General features: G+C 40.9%; 24 protein-coding genes. 22 read left to right on the plus strand and 2 right to left on the minus strand.

Annotated features, from left to right (window positions below; genetic code table 11):
* Positions 1–533 precede the first annotated feature (533 nt).
* Positions 534–1013, plus strand: a complete 480-nt coding sequence (locus tag KFZ58_RS03590; protein ID WP_235793490.1) for a PH domain-containing protein — start codon at positions 534–536, stop codon at positions 1011–1013.
* The gene (locus tag KFZ58_RS03595) at positions 1006–2433 is read left to right on the plus strand and encodes a PH domain-containing protein (RefSeq protein ID WP_235793491.1); all 1428 of its coding nucleotides are present in this window, start codon (positions 1006–1008) and stop codon (positions 2431–2433) included. Before KFZ58_RS03590 ends, KFZ58_RS03595 begins: the two co-directional genes overlap by 8 nt.
* A 29-nt stretch (positions 2434–2462) precedes the next feature.
* On the opposite strand, the gene KFZ58_RS03600 is transcribed toward KFZ58_RS03595, so the two are convergent.
* Positions 2463–3227 (minus strand): rhomboid family intramembrane serine protease, encoded by a 765-nt coding sequence (locus KFZ58_RS03600; RefSeq protein WP_235793492.1) that lies wholly within the window; start codon positions 3225–3227, stop codon positions 2463–2465.
* A 136-nt stretch (positions 3228–3363) separates the two neighbouring features.
* Here KFZ58_RS03600 and acpS point away from each other — a divergent pair, with 136 nt between their 5' ends.
* The 14 genes from acpS (at position 3364) to KFZ58_RS03670 (ending at position 14146) form a co-directional block, all read left to right on the plus strand.
* On the plus strand, positions 3364–3723 hold the full coding sequence (gene acpS, locus KFZ58_RS03605) for a holo-ACP synthase (protein ID WP_235794649.1): 360 nt from the start codon (positions 3364–3366) through the stop codon (positions 3721–3723).
* A 57-nt stretch (positions 3724–3780) separates the two neighbouring features.
* Positions 3781–5307 (plus strand): NAD(P)H-hydrate dehydratase, encoded by a 1527-nt coding sequence (locus tag KFZ58_RS03610; RefSeq protein WP_235793493.1) that lies wholly within the window; start codon positions 3781–3783, stop codon positions 5305–5307.
* 51 nt (positions 5308–5358) lie between these two features.
* Positions 5359–6390 (plus strand): LolA family protein, encoded by a 1032-nt coding sequence (locus KFZ58_RS03615; RefSeq protein WP_235793494.1) that lies wholly within the window; start codon positions 5359–5361, stop codon positions 6388–6390.
* 631 nt (positions 6391–7021) lie between these two features.
* Complete coding sequence (alr, locus tag KFZ58_RS03620) at positions 7022–8149, plus strand: alanine racemase (protein WP_235793495.1); 1128 nt, start codon at positions 7022–7024, stop codon at positions 8147–8149.
* Between the two features lie 128 nt (positions 8150–8277).
* Positions 8278–8562 (plus strand): CopG family ribbon-helix-helix protein, encoded by a 285-nt coding sequence (locus KFZ58_RS03625; RefSeq protein ID WP_235793496.1) that lies wholly within the window; start codon positions 8278–8280, stop codon positions 8560–8562.
* A 4-nt stretch (positions 8563–8566) separates the two neighbouring features.
* Complete coding sequence (locus KFZ58_RS03630) at positions 8567–8926, plus strand: type II toxin-antitoxin system PemK/MazF family toxin (RefSeq protein WP_235793497.1); 360 nt, start codon at positions 8567–8569, stop codon at positions 8924–8926.
* A gap of 200 nt (positions 8927–9126) precedes the next feature.
* Positions 9127–9996 carry an RsbT co-antagonist protein RsbRA gene (rsbRA, locus tag KFZ58_RS03635; RefSeq protein ID WP_235793498.1) on the plus strand — a complete coding sequence of 290 codons (870 nt, stop codon included), beginning with the start codon at positions 9127–9129 and terminating at the stop codon, positions 9994–9996.
* 5 nt (positions 9997–10001) lie between these two features.
* Complete coding sequence (locus tag KFZ58_RS03640; protein ID WP_304956815.1) at positions 10002–10358, plus strand: STAS domain-containing protein; 357 nt, start codon at positions 10002–10004, stop codon at positions 10356–10358.
* Positions 10359–10360: 2 nt separating this feature from the next.
* On the plus strand, positions 10361–10762 hold the full coding sequence (locus KFZ58_RS03645; RefSeq protein WP_235793500.1) for an anti-sigma regulatory factor: 402 nt from the start codon (positions 10361–10363) through the stop codon (positions 10760–10762).
* 100 nt (positions 10763–10862) lie between these two features.
* On the plus strand, positions 10863–11876 hold the full coding sequence (locus KFZ58_RS03650) for a PP2C family protein-serine/threonine phosphatase (protein ID WP_235793501.1): 1014 nt from the start codon (positions 10863–10865) through the stop codon (positions 11874–11876).
* A gap of 105 nt (positions 11877–11981) precedes the next feature.
* Positions 11982–12311, plus strand: a complete 330-nt coding sequence (locus KFZ58_RS03655; protein ID WP_235793502.1) for an STAS domain-containing protein — start codon at positions 11982–11984, stop codon at positions 12309–12311.
* Positions 12311–12790 carry an anti-sigma B factor RsbW gene (gene rsbW, locus KFZ58_RS03660; protein WP_235793503.1) on the plus strand — a complete coding sequence of 160 codons (480 nt, stop codon included), beginning with the start codon at positions 12311–12313 and terminating at the stop codon, positions 12788–12790. The genes KFZ58_RS03655 and rsbW overlap by 1 nt, the downstream gene beginning before the upstream one ends.
* Positions 12762–13553, plus strand: coding sequence for an RNA polymerase sigma factor SigB (gene sigB, locus KFZ58_RS03665; protein ID WP_235793504.1), 792 nt, complete (start codon positions 12762–12764; stop codon positions 13551–13553). The genes rsbW and sigB overlap by 29 nt, the downstream gene beginning before the upstream one ends.
* Positions 13550–14146, plus strand: a complete 597-nt coding sequence (locus tag KFZ58_RS03670) for a SpoIIE family protein phosphatase (protein ID WP_235793505.1) — start codon at positions 13550–13552, stop codon at positions 14144–14146. Before sigB ends, KFZ58_RS03670 begins: the two co-directional genes overlap by 4 nt.
* 47 nt (positions 14147–14193) lie before the next feature.
* Here the strand turns inward: KFZ58_RS03670 and KFZ58_RS03675 are convergent, their stop codons facing one another.
* Entirely contained in the window at positions 14194–14379 is a 186-nt protein-coding gene (locus KFZ58_RS03675; RefSeq protein ID WP_235793506.1) for a hypothetical protein, read from the minus strand.
* 190 nt (positions 14380–14569) lie between these two features.
* Here KFZ58_RS03675 and KFZ58_RS03680 point away from each other — a divergent pair, with 190 nt between their 5' ends.
* The 6 genes from KFZ58_RS03680 to gvpN all read left to right on the plus strand — a co-directional run bounded on the left by KFZ58_RS03680 (position 14570) and on the right by gvpN (position 19799).
* Entirely contained in the window at positions 14570–16741 is a 2172-nt protein-coding gene (locus tag KFZ58_RS03680; protein WP_304956816.1) for a Tex family protein, read from the plus strand.
* 509 nt (positions 16742–17250) lie between these two features.
* Positions 17251–17718, plus strand: coding sequence for a GvpT/GvpP family gas vesicle accessory protein (gvpT, locus tag KFZ58_RS03685; RefSeq protein WP_235793507.1), 468 nt, complete (start codon positions 17251–17253; stop codon positions 17716–17718).
* A 25-nt stretch (positions 17719–17743) separates the two neighbouring features.
* Entirely contained in the window at positions 17744–18235 is a 492-nt protein-coding gene (gene gvpQ, locus KFZ58_RS03690) for a gas vesicle protein GvpQ (RefSeq protein ID WP_235793508.1), read from the plus strand.
* 28 nt (positions 18236–18263) lie between these two features.
* On the plus strand, positions 18264–18524 hold the full coding sequence (gvpJ, locus tag KFZ58_RS03695; RefSeq protein ID WP_235793509.1) for a gas vesicle protein GvpJ: 261 nt from the start codon (positions 18264–18266) through the stop codon (positions 18522–18524).
* A gap of 77 nt (positions 18525–18601) precedes the next feature.
* Entirely contained in the window at positions 18602–18862 is a 261-nt protein-coding gene (gvpO, locus tag KFZ58_RS03700) for a gas vesicle protein GvpO (RefSeq protein WP_235793510.1), read from the plus strand.
* A 25-nt stretch (positions 18863–18887) separates the two neighbouring features.
* Entirely contained in the window at positions 18888–19799 is a 912-nt protein-coding gene (gene gvpN / locus KFZ58_RS03705; protein ID WP_235793511.1) for a gas vesicle protein GvpN, read from the plus strand.
* Positions 19800–19825 lie beyond the last annotated feature (26 nt).

Below are 19825 nucleotides of genomic sequence, written 5' to 3' on the forward strand. Positions count from 1 at the left end.
TTTTTATAAGTCATGCCTATCTGGGATGAGTAAAACGGACAGGTAAGGTCGCCATGAGAGGTTCATGACGACGAAAGAGTGCAAAAAAGAACAGGGCAGGTCGCCATGAGAGGTTCATGACGACAGAAGAGTGCGAAAAAGAACAGGACAGGTTGCCATGAGAGGTTCATGACGACGGAAGAGTGCAAAAAGAACAGGTAAAGGTCGCCATGAGAGGTTCATGACGACGGAAGAGTGCGAAAAAGGACAGGTAAAGGTCGCCATGAGAGGTTCATGACGACGGAAGAGTGCGAAAAAGGACAGGTAAGGTCTCCATGAGAGGTTCATGACGACGAAAGAGTGCAAAAAAGAACAGGTAAGGTCTCCATGAAAGGTTCAGATAACATTTGGCGCTATCGAAAATATTTCACCGTAATAGGGGGTTTCCGTCCGAAAGCGATGATAAGCTCATCAATTCCATCCAAAAAAACTTTCTCTCCAAAGAACGATTATGTATAATCATTTATAGATGGAGACACAGGAGGAGGAATAGAATGAGACAGCCACCGGTAAATCGGATCGCGCGTGACGCGATAAAAGCGTGGAAAATAACAGCAGCAATATATATTAGCGTCCTTTGGTTAGCGACTATCGGCGTAGCCATTATTACTTATAATTATACGGTTTCCTATTGGTTTATAAGTATTGCTGTACTAATCAGCGCCTTAAGTACATATTTATTTGTATTTTTGCTCCCTAAGATTCGCTGGAGGAGATGGCGTTATGAGGTTTTTGAACAGGAAATATATATACAACATGGGATATTAATTGTTTCGCGAACGTTGGTGCCAATGATTCGGGTACAGCATGTGGATACACAGCAGGGACCTATTTTGAGGAAATTCGGGCTGGCTAGTGTGACCATCTCAACTGCAGCAACAACCCATGAGATTCCGGCTTTACTCGAGGAGGATGCGTCAGATCTAAGGGATAGTATTTCTGCATTGGCAAGGGTGGATGAAGATGATGTCTGAACCTAAGCGCCTGCATCCAGCAGCAATTATATTTAATTTTATCAAGGGTATCAGGGAATTTATCTTTGTTCTTATATTTGGTTTTATTACATTTAGGGACCAGTCTTTTGGTTACTTTATTCTAATCGTATTACTTTTGGCACTTATTATCGTCGCCTATAGTGTTATTTCATGGTATCGGTATACGTATCGAGTGGAGGAGGAAGAGCTGCGCATTGAATATGGCATTTTTATTCGGAAAAAGCGGTATATCTCCAAAAATCGGATTCAATCTATCGACCTAACACAAGGTGTCATTCATCGTATATTTAAACTGGCAAAGGTTCAAATTGAAACGGCAGGTAGTGGAAATGGATCGGAGGCCTCGTTAAAAGCGGTTAAATTTACAGAAGCTCAAACGTTAAGAGATGAATTGAAAAATGAAGATACGCAAGCAACAGAACTAGATCCAGAAACAGAAGCAGAAACCACAAATCACCCCTTTTATAAAATTTCATTTAAACGGCTATTTGTCGCAGGATCTACGTCGGGGAGTATCGGAGTAATATTCGTTTTAGCCTTAGGTGCTTTGGAGTTTGAGCGATTTATACCGGATCGATTTTTTGACAATGCAATGAGTTGGGTTATTGGTTTAAGTATTATGTTAATCGTAGGATTCGCATTGGCACTTTTGCTATTCCTTTGGCTATTAGGAATAGCCGGAACTATGATCAAATATGGGAATTTTACCATTACAAAATATAAGGATGAGCTGTTTATCACACGAGGTCTACTCGAGAAAAAGCAGATAACGATACCACTTGGCAGAATTCAAGCGGTCGGCATTCAAGAAAGTGTGATAAGACAACCGCTGGGATTTGTTACTGTATTTGCTGAGGTAGCTGGAGGCTCTCTGGATCAAGGAGAAGACTTCTCTACTGTTTTATTTCCGATTATGAAAAGAGATGAAGTAGAGGAATTTTTGCAGGAAATTCTACCGGATTATGCAGAGCAGCCTCAAGATTTTAACCCGCTGCCTAAACGTGCGCTCACCTTTTATTTATTCCGCACGATGGTTCCGATTATTTTACTTGGGATTGCAGTAATGTTTCTCCTGCCACAGTTTAGCTGGGTGATAATCATTTTACTAATTGGCGGTTTATATCTAGGGTTTTTACGATATCGAGCTGGCGGATATTATTTGAAAGAGAATCGTTTAATGGTACGTTATCGCGTGCTTAGCAAAACGACAATGCTTATGTATCATAAACGGATTCAAGCATTCGAGAAAACACAACATAAAATTCAAAAGGCTAAAAAGTTAGCAACCCTAAAATTGTCCATTATTGGAAAACTGGGCACAGGGAAACACTACACTATAAAAGAACTGGACGAAGCTGATCTGGATCAATTATCGGATTGGTATTCCTATCGTAAATAAAATCGGAAAGCCGAGGTGGCTTTCCGATTTTATAATATATTAAGTCTCCCAAGTATCCCGAGTAAAACAAGGATGCCTACAACAATCCATATTATTTTTTTCTTAGAAACTCTCTTTTTCTTCCATCGATTTGGATCAAATTGGATGGAATCATCATCCTGGTAGCGCCGCCGGTTCCTCCAGGGGGAAAAGGGCTTGGCATTTGCCAGGACGAGCGGGGCGATCGCAAATCCGCCGATGAAGCCAAATATATGGGCGTTAACATTAATATTTGAGCGAACAAAAGTCATAATTAATCCAATAATAAATATGATCATGACGACTTGCGTGCTTCCCGGATCGATGAGATGTTTGCGGAATGCGATCATGAATACGTACATACCAAACAAACCATAAATGGCTCCAGATGCTCCAAGATGGGTATACCAAATGTCAGATGGGCCGAAAGCATATGTGGCAAGGTTCCCTGCTATTCCGGCCCCGAAATAAGCAACAAGGAATTTAGCTTTTCCCAGCATTTGCTCTAGGGCTGGACCAAATAATACAAGTGCAAATGAATTAAATAACATATGCGTGAGACCAGCATGCAAAAATACGGGAGTAAATAGGCGCCAGTATTGTCCTTGATCAATTAAAAAATTGCTGCCAACACCCCATTGGTAAAGAACTGTTCCAAACTGAAGTTGCAATAGATCGATGAGTAACCATAAAGCGATATGTATAATGACTAATCCTGCCACAATTGGATAGAACTGAATAAACTCCTTCACGCTTCTTTCCGTTCGAATAAACATATGGAGTTTGCCCCCTTTAGTAAAAAGATTTTATTTTATAGGAAACTCGGGTACTATTATTTTATGAGTGTATTACCATTATAATCGCAGTAAAATATGAAATACAGTGATTTGTCAAAGAAGGGTAAGGAATTTGATGATAAAAGGTATTGGGATTGATTTAATAGAATTGGATCGTATTCAAAACAGTATGGAGAAAAATAATCGATTTGTTGATCGAATTTTAACACAAAATGAAAAAAATGTATTTACCCAATTGCAAAACAGGCGAAGAAAAACGGAATTTCTTGCTGGAAGGTATGCCGTGAAAGAGGCATTTGCGAAGGCGAATGGTACAGGAATTGGGAAATTGAGCTTTCAGCATATCGAGGTAACCGTAGATGAAAATGGGGCTCCATTTATGAAAGTGCGCGGGTTTGAAGGGGAAAATATATTTATATCGATTACGCACAGCAGGGATTATGCAGCAGCCCAGGTCATTATTGAGGATAATTAACAGTGCATATTTACCATGGTTGTCTCATATATTCTAGTGCGGGTAGGAGGGAACGAAGTGTATATTGTCACCGCAAAAGAAATGTACGATATTGATCACTACACAATGCAGGAAATTGGAATGGATGGAAAGCTTTTAATGGAGAATGCGGGAAGGGCTATCTGCGCCCGAATGGATGCGGGTCTGAGTAAGGGAAATCGTATAACCGTGTTTGCAGGTTCCGGAAATAATGGCGGAGACGGATTTGTCATCGCAAGGACGTTGCTGAATCAGATGTACGTGGTTCACGTTGTACAAGTGGTTCAGGACGCGAAAATTACCGGCGATGCGCTTTATCATAAGCATTTATTTTTAAAATGCGGGGGGTCATTACGAACGCTTGAGGCTGAGAATGATATAAATGGCATCATAAAGCGTTCTGATGTAGTCGTTGATGCCATGATAGGGATAGGTATCAAAGGGAAGCTGCGAGAAGCCCTAAACAGGATTGTATCTGTTTTAAATGATTCAGATGCTTGTATCGTTTCTGTCGATATTCCATCAGGCCTTCCAGCAGATGAAGGGGCCCTCGCCGCTGCTGAGTTTACAGCTGTACAAGCAGATTATACGTTTGTTGTCGGTGCTCCGAAAATGAGCGCATTTCTAGAGGCTACCGCACCTTTTTATGGAGACTGGGAAACAGTTTCTATTGGTTTTCCTGAAGCGGTTTTTCAGAAATATACCGATAAACACGTATGGGGTCACGATGAATTCAGGCAAACAATGCCGGAGCGCAAAGTTTATGACCATAAAGGGGATCACGGACGAGGGCTCGTTATTGGTGGGAGTAAAACAATGCCCGGGGCACTAGCAATGACAGTGAAAGCAGCGCTGAAAGCTGGATCAGGATTAATTACGGCAGGGACTTCTGAGGAGGTTATTCGTGTGATTGCTTCTGAAAGTGTTGAGGCTACGTATCTAGTAGTTTCGGAGACAAACGGTCATTTAACGAATGACACGCCTGTTTCACTTGAAGGTTATGATGCGATTGCGCTAGGGGTTGGCATGGGGCAAAACGAGGAAACACGTTCACTTGTCCATCGTCTACTTGATCAGGCCGAGAGCCCAGTCGTTATTGATGCGGATGGCTTACACCATACCAAATCGGACCTGTCCATATTAAGGGCGAGACCTGATCCTACGATCATGACACCACACCCGGGCGAAATGGCTATGCTGCTGGATATTTTTGTCCATGAGCTTTTATCAAAACCGTTTCAGTATTCCTTGGAATTTGCGCGAAGGCATAATGTCTATTTGGTACTAAAAGGAAAGCACACGATTATTACCACGCCGGGCGGCAAGCAAGCTGTAAATACGACTGGGAATCCGGGACTCGCCAAAGGCGGAAGCGGGGATGTACTTACAGGAATTATTCTAGCACAGCTAATGCAGAAGCAGAATATTTTCCAAGCATTGTGTAACGCATGTTTCATCCATGGTAGGTCTGCGGAATTATTAGTAGAAGATACACATTCTTACCATGATTTAATGGCATCTGATGTGATCGGTGGTATTTCAAAGGTATATCGTACTATTTTCTAATGTTGCGTGATAATTGTTCCCTAATGTTGACGAGACAAGGGAGATATGTTCATGAAAAAAAAGTTAAGTATTTGGGTGACGATTGCAATCGGTTTAATTTTAGTACTGGCCGCTTGTGGTGAAAAGTCGCAGGAAGATGTGGCCGGAGATTTAGAAGAAAACCTGGAAGATATGAGCGGGTATAAGGCTGAGGCAGTAATGGAAATGAACACAGGGCAGGAAAATCAACAATTTAATATAGACATTTGGCATCAAAATGAAAGTGAAGAAGAGGACTTTTACAGGGTAGGGCTGACAAATAATCAAGATGAACAAGGTAGTCAAATCATTTTGAAAAATGAAGATGGCGTGTTTGTGCTTACCCCGGCATTGAATAAACATTTCGAATTTCAATCAGAATGGCCGAACAACAGCAGTCAACCATATTTATATCAATCGCTTATCACCGATGTGTTAAATGATGAAGAGGCAGAATTTGAAGCAACGGAATCGAATTATGTTTTCAGGACAAAAACAAATTATCAAAGTAACAACAACCTGCCATTTCAGGAAATTCACTTTGATAAAGATACCCTTACACCAGTGCTTGTAAAAGTGCTTGACCAGGATCAAAATACATTGGTACAAGTGGAGTTTACAAGCTTCGATACTGATCCGAGCTTTGAAGAGGATGACTTTACAATAGATAAAAATATGGAAACTGCCGCAACGGTAGATGAGCCGGTATCAGGTGATGGAACCCAAGGTCAGCTGACAGTTCTTTATCCAACGTATATGGCTGGTGCTGACTTAACCGAAAAGAAAGATGTTGAATTAGAGAATGGGAAAAGATCTATATTGACATTTGAAGGTGAAAAGAATTTCACACTTGTTGAAGAGACAACAGAAGTGCAGCCAACTTTATCCTCTCCGCAAGAAGTGAAGGGGGATATCGTAAATCTGGGTCATACTGTCGGAGCCATGTCGGACAATACGCTGGAATGGACTCATGATGGCGTAGATTTCACGTTGGCAAGTGAAGAATTAACAAGAGAAGAATTAATCGAAGTAGCCCAATCTGTTCAAAGTCAAGAAGTGAAATAATTTAGGGTGGTGATTACGCAGACTCGCAAGCGGAGAGGGGGGTCTGCTTTTTACTTTTGGCTGTTTTCGAGAGTGCTGTTGCTTTTAAATCTTTGGAGTTGATATAAAATTGCAATACTTGCCCGCCGTCCAGGATCGTTCCGGTCAGTCGCTTTCCGCGGGCACGTAGAACGACTCTAGGTTACCGACATTCGGATAATCCTGTCTGCACGGTCACGTAGAACCATTCCAATAATCTGGATGAAAAGACGATCCACTTCATACAAAGGGCATCAATCGTTCGCTTGATGGTCTTGTAACCCGGCATGATCATGCAGGATAATATCCACTTTGCACCGATACTGTCCTTAGAGAATTTATGGATTCACGGCGCCGAATAATAAGCGAGATGCATGGCGTAAAAGATTATGCCCGTCAATACACGGCAGATGTAAGGCGGTGCACATTGGCAATGGTTGATAGTAGGTCAGGAATTAGGCTGTGTTTGCAAAAGAATTGTCACTGTTTCGCATTCTATATCTTTGGTATCAAAAGCAATAAACTTTTAGAAAACAGTCTCACTTTTCATTGACAGATGCACGTGAAAGATAAATAATGATAATAATCATCAATGTAAAAAGGAGCTCTTGTTGTGACGGACCATTTTTATAGAGATACGTGGGTAGAAGTAAATCTTGATGCAATTGGGTATAATATCAAGCAAATGAAGGAAAAACTACCTAAAAGTAGCAATATAATTGCAGTAGTAAAAGCAGACGGATATGGTCATGGGAGTGTACCGGTTGCTAAAAGAGCATTAGAGGCTGGAGCCAAAGCCTTAGCTGTTGCATTACTGGAAGAAGCACTCGTATTACGGGAAGCTGGCATCGATGCACCTATACTAGTGCTCGGCCGCACTTCTCCAGAAGCTGCACCAGTCGCATCTGATCATGACATTACGCTGACATTTTTTCAAGAAGAATGGCTGCAGGAAGTTAATACCTATAAATTGGAGAAAAATTTAAAACTCCATATGAAATGGGATACGGGCATGGGGAGGATTGGTATCCGCACGGAAGAGGAATTAAAAAATATCCTGGATGCATTAAATAAAAATCCAAGCATATATTTAACTGGAGTGTTTACACATTTCGCTACTGCCGATGAGGAAGATTTGACTTATTTTTACAAGCAAAAAGCACGCTTCGGGGCATTATGGGCTTTCTTTAAGGAAAACTGGCCACACGATGCGTCCATTCATATTGGCAATAGTGCTGCTTCGATTCGCCTACCGGAGGAGATGCATGATTATATTCGCTTCGGTATTTCAATGTATGGATTGTATCCATCAGGGGCGGTGAAGGCTAAAAGGCAGATTGATTTAAAACAAGCCTTCTCCTTGCATAGCAGACTCATTTCTGTGAAAAAGATAGCCCCCGGTGAGTCTGTAAGCTACGGGGCTACCTATACAGCGGAAAAATCGGAATGGATTGGTACGATCCCTATTGGGTATGGGGATGGATGGATACGCAAACTCCAAGGCATTTCTGTATTAGTGGATGGGAAGCGCATGCCCATTGTCGGCAGGATTTGTATGGATCAGACGATGATTCAATTAGACACGGAATACCCAATCGGTACAAAGGTGACGTTAATCGGTGCGCAAGATAGTGACGTCATTGAAATGGATGAAATAGCAAATTATGTAGATACGATTAATTACGAAATTCCATGTATCATTAATAAACGCGTTCCACGGATTTATACCCCAAATAAATAGTAATAAACGACAAAACATAAGATTTTTTGAAAGAAATTGCCAGAACCCTTTGCAAACGTTAGAATTCAATGGTATCATATAAATGAATTTATAAGAGTTCGTTCAACAGTTGGCGGAGGTGTTTAGTTTTGTCAGAGAGCTTGCAGGAGGTCTTAGTGAAGTTACCAACAAACCTATTGAATGAGGTGGATGGATTAATGAAATACGAAAACAGTGATTTAAGTGATTTCATAAGTCAGGCGACGAAAAACTACCTGGATCAAAAGAGAGATGAGCATATACAACAATTTCGCGAAACGATGAAGAAGGGTTATCAGGAAATGGGACGGATTAATTTAACAATCGCTTCAGAAGCCTTTCAGGCCGAAGAGGAGGCTGAAAACACCCTCGAGCGCTCTGTGATAGGGGTGTAGCGATTTGATCGTTCAAAGAGGCGAAGTATATTTCGCCGACCTTTCCCCTGTGGTTGGATCAGAGCAGGGGGGCGTACGCCCGGTATTGATCCTGCAAAATGATATAGGAAATCGCTTTAGCCCTACGGTTATTGTTGCCGCGATTACAGCACAGATTCAAAAGGCTAAACTGCCGACGCATGTAGAAATAAATGCAAAACGTTATGGATTTGATCGTAATTCTGTAATCTTGCTGGAACAGATTCGAACCCTGGATAAACAGCGTTTGACAGACAAAATTACAAAATTAGATAATGAAATGATGAAGAAAATAGACCAGGCATTAGAAATAAGTCTCGGACTTAAAGATATGTATGGTCATTAGGAAGGCCCTTGTCACTTGAGCGACAAGGGTTTTTTAGTGCACAGATTTTATCTTTTGGCATAATTTCATAAGATTATATGTTACAATAGAGTCGACACAATAAAGGAAGCTTAGTATATTATGGGTATTTTGCGCGAAAATTGCCGAGATATAGAGATATGTATTACTTTATAGTTGATATTTAAATGGAGGCTAGGCGAATGGATGAGAAATTTAAATACATTGTACTAGATAACAGTGAAATAATTGTTCAGATGTGGATGGATGAAATTAATTCACTGAAACAAGATAATTATACAGCTACAATTTCGGATGAGTTGTTTGAAAGTACGAACAGAGAGTTTGTAAATGTTATATTCACTAGTATCAAAAATCAAGGCAACATAAAAGCTGTTGAGGATTTTTCCGAGAAAATCATTAATTTGGGATGGCCTCTGAGTTATATTACAGACGGCTTACAAGTGTTCAGAAGAGTGACGGTGGATTATATATTAAGTCAGTCCGAACAAGTAGACTCAAGCTTTATCTCAGATGTATTAAAGAGTGTAGATGAATGGGTTGAACCAATTATTCGTCTATTAGTGAATGAATATTCGGGTAGTTGGGAACACACGCTCTCCATGCAGCGGGTTGCCTTGCAGGAATTATCTGCACCACTTATCCCAGTCGTGGACAGTATTACTGTAATGCCGCTGGTCGGTACAATTGATACGGAGCGGGCAAAATTAATTATGGAGAACTTGCTTGACGGTGTGATGAAGCACAATTCAGAGGTTGTATTAATTGACATAACGGGTGTTCCCGTCGTTGACACTATGGTCGCCCATCATATTATTCAAGCAGCTGAAGCAGTGAGACTCGTGGGGGCAACTTGCATTCTTGTCGGGATCCGTCCGGAAATTGCACAGACAATCGTCACTCTCGGCATCGATCTGGATAAATTCCCTACAAAAAGCTCATTGAAAAAAGGCTTTATAAGCGCTCTGGAAATCACTAACAGACAAATTGTTGATCTTGAGAATAAAGGTGAAGATATTGAAAAACTAATTGAATCTTTACAAGGGAAGTGAAACAAGTGCGAATACCAATTCTTAAATTAAACAATTATTTATTAGTGTCTATCCAAACAGAGATAGACGATAAGACGGCTATACAATTTCAGGAAGACTTATTGGATAAAATCCACAAAAATGGTTCATCCGGAGTAGTGATTGACTTAACATCCGTGGAGGTCATCGATTCGTTTATTGCGAAGGTACTCGGGGACGTTGTTACTATGTCAGATCTCATGGGGGCAAAGGTAGTTTTAACAGGTATCCAGCCAGCGGTTGCCATGACCTTGATTGATTTAGGTATTCACTTAAAAAATGTCCCAACGGCTTTAGACCTGGAACAAGGACTTGTTAAACTTTACCAGGAATTGGGGGAATAGCTATGGAAACTCAATCCCGCATGAATATTCAACAAGAATTGGATATTGTTGGTGCCAGGCAGCTTGGCCGTGACATTGCAAAAAAAATCGGATTCGGCACCGTTGATCAGGCGCGTATCGCAACGGCGATATCTGAATTAGCTCGTAATATCTACTTATATGCAGAAGATGGACAAATTTGCTTTGAAGTGATTGACAACCTCGGTCGAAATGGGATGTCTATTATTTCTATTGATTCAGGACCTGGGATAAGTGATATATCTCTCGTCATACAGGACGGTTATACGACTTCCGGCGGCTTAGGTGCAGGACTTCCAGGTGTAAAACGTCTAATGGACGAGTTTGATATACAATCGGAAGCTGGTAGTGGCACAAAGATAAAAACGGTCAAATGGCTCAAGTAATCAACGAAATCGGCTCTTTCGCCGATTTCTACTAATCTGACCTTTTACTTATGGCCTTTAGAAAAACACCTGTATAATATAGTTATGGGGGATAAAAACGATGGATAAGACGATGAAACTAGATGCAGCAAATTATAAGGATTTACTGAAACATTATATTGAAACTCGAGACGAACAATCATTGTACGGTGTTGAACAAGTCAGCAAGTCGTTTATTAGTAATAATATTCTCCCGGAAGAGATTATCAATTTGCATATACAGGCATTGAGCGATATATACCCGAATCTCTCTGAGGAGTTCCAGCATTCGATGGACTTTTTGCTGGAAGCAATGATTTCTTACGGGCTGGCACATCAGGAATTTCAAGTATTGCGGGAAGAACAAATGACAATGAAATCGGAAATATCTGTTGCTGCAAGTATGCAGGACAGTCTGCTTCATACGACAAAACCTGAAATAGATGGCCTCGATATAGGTGTCATAAGTGTTCCGGCACATCAGATGAATGGAGACTACCATCATTTTATAAAAGGAAAGGATGGGTCAATCGGTATTACCATTGCTGATGTTATCGGAAAAGGCATACCTGCCGCATTATGTATGTCCATGATCAAATATTCCATGGAGAGCTATCCGGAAGAATCTATGTATCCAAAGGCTATATTAAAGAATTTAAACCGAGTTGTAGAACGAAATGTTGACGCCAGCATGTTTATCACCATGTTACACGCACAATACCTCCCCACGGAGAATACACTTCAATACGCTTCAGCAGGTCATGAACCGGGCTTTTTCTACAATTCTGAAACAAAGGTCTTTGAAGAGATTACAGCAAAAGGGCTTCTTCTAGGCGTTCTTCCTGATACGGATTATAAACAATATGAAAGAAAACTTCATAAGGGTGACATGGTTGTATTGTTAACAGACGGCGTCACGGAAAGTAAAGATGGGGAAAGGTTTATTGAAAGGGAAGAGGTATTGGATGTTATAAGTCAATATGCTCATCTGCCCGCACAGGAAATGGTTAACCGTGTTTATAAGCATTTTGAGCGGATGCAAGACTTCCAATTAAGAGACGACTTTACCTTATTAATTCTAAAAAAAGATGTTTAATGTGGCTTGTAAATGGGTAAATGTAAAAAGCAATTATAATTAAAATACGGCTTAAGTAAAGTGATCATAATGATAAATCATACAGTCGTTTCAGGAGGTTAAATCATGAATTTAGTGGTTGATGTTGTTGAACAAAATCAAGCATCTACGGTTAGCCTTTCAGGTGAAGTGGACGCCTACACAGCGCCTGAATTAAAAGCTAAACTTCTGCCGCTCACTAGTCAGCAGGGACATACGGTGAACGTGGATTTAGAAGATGTTACGTATATGGATAGTACAGGCCTTGGTGTTTTTATTAGTGCACTTAAATCTACGAAAGAGCATGAAAGTCAATTAAAATTAATCAATATCCAGGATCGAGTACTCAGATTATTTAAGATAACCGGCTTGGATGAAATTATGGATATTGCTGGGATTCGAGGTGGAAATGCATAATGGAGGAAAAATTTGATTTTATAGAGATGAAGGTTCCTGCAAAAGCGGAATATGTCGGCGTTATCCGTTTAAGCATTTCTGGAGTCGCCAGCAGGATGGGTTTTTCCTATGAAGACATTGAAGATTTGAAAATAGCTGTGTCCGAGGCAATTACCAACGCAGTGACACATGCCTATGAGAACGCAGAGGAAGGGGAAGTCACCCTTGGATTTGGTGTGTACGAAGACCGGTTGGAAGTGATGGTTGCTGACTATGGGGATAGCTTTAAATTAAGTGAAGTGAAGCAAGACATAGGCCCTTATAAAAACACAGAGTCTGTTGAAAACTTGCGCGAAGGAGGATTCGGTCTATTTCTAATCAATGCACTGATGGACAAAGTTGAGATCAATAATGACAATGGTGTTATTGTTCTAATGACAAAGTATCTTAATGAAACCGAGGTGGGGCTTGATGACGACCAAATCTCAACCAGACAATAAAGGAAGAGATGAGGTTTACCAATGGATAGAATACCTGCAAAAAGAACCTACTGATGAGGTAGTACAGGAAAAAATTGTACTTACGTATAAAGATCTCGTGGAGTCTATTGCAAGAAAGTATTCGAAAAACAGTACCATTCACGAAGATTTAGTACAGGTAGGTATGATTGGACTATTAGCCGCAATTAGAAGGTATGATGCTTCATTTGGTAAATCTTTTGAGTCCTTCGCCATTCCGACAATAATTGGTGAAATTAAACGATTTATTCGTGATAAAACCTGGAGTGTGCATGTGCCGCGCAGGATCAAGGAGTTAGGTCCAAAAATAAAAAAAGCCGCTGATGATTTAACAAACATTAATCAGACATCTCCAACTGTGGCCGAAATTGCGGATTACCTTTACGTTTCCGAAGAAGATGTACTGGAAACGATGGAGATGGGCAAAAGCTATAAGGCACTTTCTGTGGATCATAAAATTGAAGCAGACTCGGATGGCAGTACGGTGTCCATACTCGATTTAATCGGGAAGGACGAACGGGGCTTTGATAATATTGATCAGCAAATAATACTGGAAAAAATTCTTCCTGTACTTTCTGAACGGGAACAACAAATTCTCAAATCCACGTATTTTGATAATTTAAGTCAGAAAGAAACCGGGGAGCTACTGGGTATTTCACAAATGCATGTATCAAGACTACAACGTCGCTCACTAAGGAAACTCAGGGAAGCTATCCAATCTGAAAGCTCGGAGGTATTTGATTGAATACTCCAGTGAATGTAGAAGTTTCTGTTTTTCAACAACCAAAAAAAGGCAACTATTACTGTGGAGATAGTTACTTTTATATCGAATCAGAAGACGAATTTGTATGTGCGATAGCGGATGGGCTTGGAAGTGGCGAGATCGCAAAGGAATCATCTCAGATCGTCATCGACATTATTAAAGACAATATCCACGCGACAGTAGAACAGCTTGTCAAACTATGTAACAATAAGTTATCCGGTAAACGAGGTGCCGTTGTAGGGATCTTAAAATTGGATTATATGTCCAGAGTGTACACCTTCTCCTCCATAGGTAATATTGGTGTCATGACAATCACAGAAGGTCGGAAAAAGAAGCGGACGATACCGAATGCAGGCTATTTGGGCGGGTACCAACGTCCTTTTAAAGTAATACAGGAAAAGTTGGAACCTGATATGAATTTCATTATGTTCTCTGATGGTGTATCTGATAAAGACCTGTCACAAAAGTATTGGAGTAATCACGATGTCCGTACGATTACGAAAACCTTCGAGCATGTTAGTGATGACATTAGAACAGATGATACGACACTAATTGCAATGCGATATAAAGAATAGATTAGACTGGCGTTGGCGCGTCAGTCTTTTTTTTGCAGTCTAGGAAGTTATAATTCGGCATTCGATGGACCATCTTCGGCTTTCGTGGCGCTCAGTTCGGAATTCGGTGGGCCATCTTCGGTGTTAGTGGCGCTCAGTTCGGCATTCGGTGGACCATCTTCGGTGTTAGTGGCGCTCAGTTCGGCATTCGGTGGACCATCTTCGGCGTTCGCGGTACTCAATTCGGCATTCAATGGACCTGCTTAGGCGTTCGACGCACTCAGTTCGGCATTAGTGGCATCCTGTTCGACATTTGCCGGCCACCCGTATTGCATGGCGCAATTTGTACGTTGCTAACCGGTTGCTTACGCCTTTGTTCCATCTGCATTATGCAATCACCCCATTCTTTGGTAGAATAAATAGGTAAGTAAAGGAGGAACTACTGTGACTAATGAATTAAATAAAGATCTCATCCAATGGGTTTCAGGGGAAGCTCAGGTAAAGCCAGGTATCGTAAGTACAGTAATCGGTTTATTGGACGAGGGAAATACAGTCCCTTTTATAGCGCGTTACCGCAAAGAAGTAACGGGTGGATTGGATGAAGTACAAATAAAATTAGTACAAGATAAATGGACATATGCAGTTAATCTATCAGAAAGAAAACAAGAAGTGCTACGAATCATTGATGAGCAGGGGAAATTAACCGAAGAACTGGAAAAGGAAATTGCGGAGGCAACCCAACTGCAACGTGTAGAAGATTTGTATCGGCCGTATAAACAAAAGCGCCGAACGAAAGCAACAATCGCAAAGGAAAAAGGATTAGAGCCGTTAGCTGAACAGATCTGGATGCAGGAACTGACTGCCTTCGACGCTGAAGCTGAGAAGTATTTTTCCGAAGAACATGATTTACATACCATAGATGATGTACGAACAGGCGCAAATAATATTATAGCCGAATGGATTTCCGATGATCCCGCGTACCGGGAGTATATACGTAAAGAAACGTTTCAACGGGGAACAATTCAATCAGAAGTAAAGAATAAGGAAAAAGATGAAAAAGGCGTCTATGAAATGTATTACAACTACAGCGGGTCAGTAGGTTCCATGGTGTCCCACCGAATTTTGGCTTTAAATCGCGGGGAAAAAGAAGATGTGCTCAAAGTGAGCATAGAGCCACCTATGGAAAAAATAACGGAATACCTGCGACGTGAAATAATCAAAAAAGATACGAAGAGCCAAGTTGCCGAAATACTTAATGACGCAATCGAGGATGGCTACAAGCGGTTAATACAACCATCGATTGAACGTGAAATTCGCAGCAGCCTCACAGAAAAAGCAGAAGATCAAGCAATCGATGTATTTTCCAAAAATCTTAAAAACCTATTGCTCCAGCCACCATTGAAAGGGCGAACTATCTTAGGGGTTGACCCTGCCTTTCGGACAGGCTGTAAGTTGGCGATCGTGGATGAAACTGGCAAAGTGCATGATGTGAGTGTCATGTATCCAACTGCACCAAAAAAAGACATGGCAGGTGCTGAAAAAATCGTCATGCAATTTATAAAAAAATACGATATTGAGCTTATTGCAATCGGAAATGGAACTGCATCCCGCGAAACAGAACAATTCATCTCTGATGTTATTACAAACAATAACCTTGATATCCCATATATCATTGTTAATGAAGCCGGAGCAAGTGTTTATTCCGCTTCCAAATTAGCACGAGAAGAATTCCCTGATTTACAGGTTGAAGAAAGAAGTGCGGCATCCATCGCCCGCCGGGTTCAGGATCCACTTGCAGAATTTGTGAAAATTGATCCCAAATCAATTGGTGTAGGGCAATACCAGCATGATGTCAGTCAAAAATCATTGAATGAATCATTAACTTTCGTTGTAGAAACGGCAGTAAACCAGGTTGGCGTCAATGTAAATACTGCTTCATCCTCTCTCCTGCAGTATGTAGCAGGTTTAAGTAAAACTGTCGCTGCCAATGTTGTGGCCAAACGCGATGAAGAAGGGAAATTTACCAATCGCAAACAATTGAAGAAAATCCCTCGACTTGGTGCAAAGACATATGAACAAGGGATCGGTTTCTTGCGGATTGTCGACGGGGATCATCCACTAGACCGTACACCGATTCACCCGGAAAGCTACGCCAATACGGAAAAACTCTTGGAAATGATTGATTGTAAGTTAGAAGATATCGGTACGGACAAGCTAAGCGAGAAAATCAATACACTGGACAAGCAGGAAACGGCAGCAAACTTAGGAATAGGGGAGCCAACCTTAATTGATATTATGAACTCCCTAAGCCGCCCGGAGCGCGATCCAAGGGATGATTTTCCACAACCTATACTGAAACAAAATGTCATGTCTCTAGAGGACTTAACCCCAGGAATGGAAATGCAAGGAACAGTACGAAATGTGGTTGACTTTGGTGTTTTTGTCGATATTGGTGTCAAACAGGATGGACTTGTTCATATTTCAAAAATGGCAAATAAATTCGTGAAACACCCAATGGACATCGCATCTGTAGGGGATGTCGTCACCGTCTGGGTGGAAAATATTGATGCAAATAAAGGCAGGATTGCATTATCGATGGTGGGAAGTGAGAATTAGGTTAGAAGCTGGTTGCTTTTTGGGCGACTGGCTTTTTTTCGTGTTGTGGGAGTGATAGTTCGGGGTTCAGTGCTTCTGGAATACGAACCCGATCGCTAGACATCAGACCACAAGTGGTATGTAGAGCAGTGACCTGCCTTTTTTAATTATCAACTCAAACAAAGCTTGAAGAAAAACGACGTGCCTAGCCACCACATCGTTTTTCTTTTTTTATAAGATGCATGTTTGTTCTAATAACACCTATCTAAAATGTAACCTAACTGTAATGTGTGTCATATTTACTTCCACTAAGTTCATTCATCAAGTCTTGAAATGTATTACATAGAGTCGCTAGTCAGTAATATTAAGTGAATATTTTGGAAATGTTTCGCTGGTTTTATTAATTAAGGGTTTAACAAAGAAATGAATGTGAAATTGTATAGCAAATCAACGGCTCACAGATAGTGGACCTACTAAAAATAAATAGTCTGATGATTAAAAAGCCGAACAGGGAAAAGAGGTTGATGATTATGGCAGAAGAAGATCAGAAGGAAATTGAAACAGAGTCTGAACAACAATTAGCCAATTGTGCATCCGCAACGAGCCTTGTTGTGATAGGAGGTGTTGCTGGGGCTGGCGCAGGTTTGCTTGCAAGTCCGGGAAACGGGAGGAGGCTTGCTGCAAGTATTGGCCAGTCGGAAATAATGCGAAGCGCGGGCAGAGAGATTAGGAGAACCGCCCAGGATATGATTACCGAACAGGCAATGCATGCAATAAGACAGTCGGCGACAGGCTACATCCGTAACTTCGAAGATCGGTTCCGGAACCAACACAAAGAACGAACAGAAGAAGAACTTCCTGCCAAAGGGGCGGCGGAGGGTTTTATTGAACAATACAATGAACTAAAAGAAGAAAATAAAAATATGTATGAAAATCTAAAACGGATTGAGAAACAATTAGATGCACTTCTAAAAATCGAAGCCGGAAACACAAAGTAAATCAACCTACTGAAGGGGGGATTTAATGGCAAATAAGCCGGTGAAAAAGGCTGCTAGTAAAGTAGCAAAAAAGGCAGCAGATCTAGCGCCTGATTCACTAGAAGAAACGGCAAAGGAAAAACTCAAAGGTAAAGCAGAAGAAATGGTTAAAGAAAAGACGGAAGAAAAAGTGCAGGAAAAAGCGAATCAGGCTTCAGAAAAGTTGCAGGATGTGAAGGAAAATAACAATCAAAAAGTTCATGGAAAAGCAGAGGAAGCAAAAGAAAAGGCACAGGATGTTATGCTTTCCGTCCGTGATAAGCTAAAAGACGCCAAGGAATCCGGGCAGGAATTTCAGGAGAAAATTACTTCAGATAATGATAAAAAGTCAAGCAAAGATTCGAACAAGCTAAAAGGTGTTCATGATATTAAAGGTGTAACAAATATAAAAAGCTCCATGGACATTAAAGGATCAGCTGATATCAAAAAGTCAGCAGATATTAAATCAGCGAAAGACATTAAAAAATTAAGTTCTTAAGCATTTTAATTCTGAAAGGAGAATGGAAATGGCAGTTCAAAAAAGTACGGATAGTTCAAGTTTGGCAGAGGTAATTGACCGCATTTTGGATAAAGGTATTGTTATTGATGCCTATGCAAGAGTATCTGTCGTAGGTATAGAAATATTAACCGTTGAAGCGAGGGTAGTTATTGCTAGTGTAGATACATGGTTAAGATATGCCGAAGCTGTCGGATTGCTCCGTGATGAAGTGCAGGAAGAAGGCTTACCGGCACAACCAAATGAAAGAGAGCCTCAATTCAGTATCTAAATAAATACAGGCAAAGAGGCGTTCCTCTTTGCCTGTAAAACAAATCAGGCTTTATCAAGGAAGAGAAGGAGGCAGCCATGGAAATTAAAGAAATCATGAATAATATAACGAATTTTTTTGAGGAAAATCTGGCCCCACCCCATAAAATCACAGCTGTGGAAAAAGCGGAAGAGGGAGGTTTTCGGGCAACCGTTGAAGTGATTGAAGAAAAAGAATACATGAAACGCTATGCAAAAGATGAAATGCTTGGAACGTATGATGTTCATTTAAATGAAGACAAAGAAGTCACCTCGTTTAAGAGATTGGACATCCGCTTTAGAAGCAGGATCGAAACCTAATGAAGGTGCTTTGGAGGGAAGAAGAATGACGGAGCTCAAAGAAAGGGTCAATCCGGATTCTCATGCACTTTTGCAGGATGAGGAAACAAAACGGCTGTTATTTCGTTCCTTACGTTATTTGAAAGCGGGCTATCCGGTTCATTTTACAGGGCCGGCTGGAGTAGGGAAAACATCATTGGCTCTGGCCCTTGCAAAGAAAAGAAAAAACCCGGTAATGCTCATGCATGGGAACCATGAATTAAATAACCGAGATCTCATCGGTGATTTCACAGGCTATAATCATAAAAAGACAGTCGACAACTATGTGCGTACTGTTTATAAAAAGGATGAAAATCTAACTGAGTCATGGCAGGACGGTCGGTTGCTTGAAGCTGCTAAAAATGGGTATACCCTCGTTTATGATGAGTTCACCCGTTCAAAACCAACAACGAATAATATCTTTCTTTCTATTCTGGAAGAAGGAGTTATTCCGTTATACGGATCGAAACAAACAGAACCTTTTATCCGAGTACACCCGCAGTTTACCATTATTTTTACAAGCAATCCGATGGAATATGCAGGTGTATATGAAACCCAGGATGCCTTGCTGGATCGTTTGATTACCATTCCCTTGGATCATAACTCAAGCGATAAGGAAGCTGCTATTCTTTCAGCCAAAAGCGGAATGGATGAAACACAGGCTAAAGAAATTGCAAATCTTATGGCGGATTTACGGGAGCAATGTGGAAAAGACTTAAGGTACGGACCAAGCCTAAGATCTGCCCTAATGATAGCTAGACTCGTGGAAGAGGAAGACATCCCGGTCGACGGGGAGGATGAGGATTTTCAAACATTGTGTATCGATATCCTCGCATACCCGATTAGCAAATGCTTGGAATCAGAACAACCACTGGAAGCATCAAAAGAATTAATTAGGACGTCCTGCCGCAATATGTAGAGGAAAGCGTGTAAAGGAGCGATGGC

Source organism: Virgibacillus sp. NKC19-16, from assembly GCF_021560035.1.
Taxonomy (GTDB): domain Bacteria; phylum Bacillota; class Bacilli; order Bacillales; family Amphibacillaceae; genus Virgibacillus_L; species Virgibacillus_L salidurans.

Excerpts from the sequence above, each read along its gene's own strand:
- sigB (WP_235793504.1), top strand. The coding sequence starts at position 12,762 with ATGACGACCAAATCTCAACCAGACAATAAAGGAAGAGATGAGGTTTAC.
- gvpO (WP_235793510.1), top strand. The coding sequence starts at position 18,602 with ATGGAAATTAAAGAAATCATGAATAATATAACGAATTTTTTTGAGGAA.
- gvpJ (WP_235793509.1), top strand. The coding sequence starts at position 18,264 with ATGGCAGTTCAAAAAAGTACGGATAGTTCAAGTTTGGCAGAGGTAATT.
- KFZ58_RS03645 (WP_235793500.1), top strand. The coding sequence starts at position 10,361 with ATGGAAACTCAATCCCGCATGAATATTCAACAAGAATTGGATATTGTT.
- rsbRA (WP_235793498.1), top strand. The coding sequence starts at position 9,127 with ATGGATGAGAAATTTAAATACATTGTACTAGATAACAGTGAAATAATT.
- acpS (WP_235794649.1), top strand. The coding sequence starts at position 3,364 with ATGATAAAAGGTATTGGGATTGATTTAATAGAATTGGATCGTATTCAA.
- gvpT (WP_235793507.1), top strand. The coding sequence starts at position 17,251 with ATGGCAGAAGAAGATCAGAAGGAAATTGAAACAGAGTCTGAACAACAA.
- KFZ58_RS03615 (WP_235793494.1), top strand. The coding sequence starts at position 5,359 with ATGAAAAAAAAGTTAAGTATTTGGGTGACGATTGCAATCGGTTTAATT.
- KFZ58_RS03655 (WP_235793502.1), top strand. The coding sequence starts at position 11,982 with ATGAATTTAGTGGTTGATGTTGTTGAACAAAATCAAGCATCTACGGTT.
- KFZ58_RS03590 (WP_235793490.1), top strand. The coding sequence starts at position 534 with ATGAGACAGCCACCGGTAAATCGGATCGCGCGTGACGCGATAAAAGCG.
- KFZ58_RS03650 (WP_235793501.1), top strand. The coding sequence starts at position 10,863 with ATGGATAAGACGATGAAACTAGATGCAGCAAATTATAAGGATTTACTG.
- KFZ58_RS03595 (WP_235793491.1), top strand. The coding sequence starts at position 1,006 with ATGTCTGAACCTAAGCGCCTGCATCCAGCAGCAATTATATTTAATTTT.
- gvpQ (WP_235793508.1), top strand. The coding sequence starts at position 17,744 with ATGGCAAATAAGCCGGTGAAAAAGGCTGCTAGTAAAGTAGCAAAAAAG.
- gvpN (WP_235793511.1), top strand. The coding sequence starts at position 18,888 with ATGACGGAGCTCAAAGAAAGGGTCAATCCGGATTCTCATGCACTTTTG.
- KFZ58_RS03600 (WP_235793492.1), bottom strand. The coding sequence starts at position 3,227 with ATGTTTATTCGAACGGAAAGAAGCGTGAAGGAGTTTATTCAGTTCTAT.
- rsbW (WP_235793503.1), top strand. The coding sequence starts at position 12,311 with ATGGAGGAAAAATTTGATTTTATAGAGATGAAGGTTCCTGCAAAAGCG.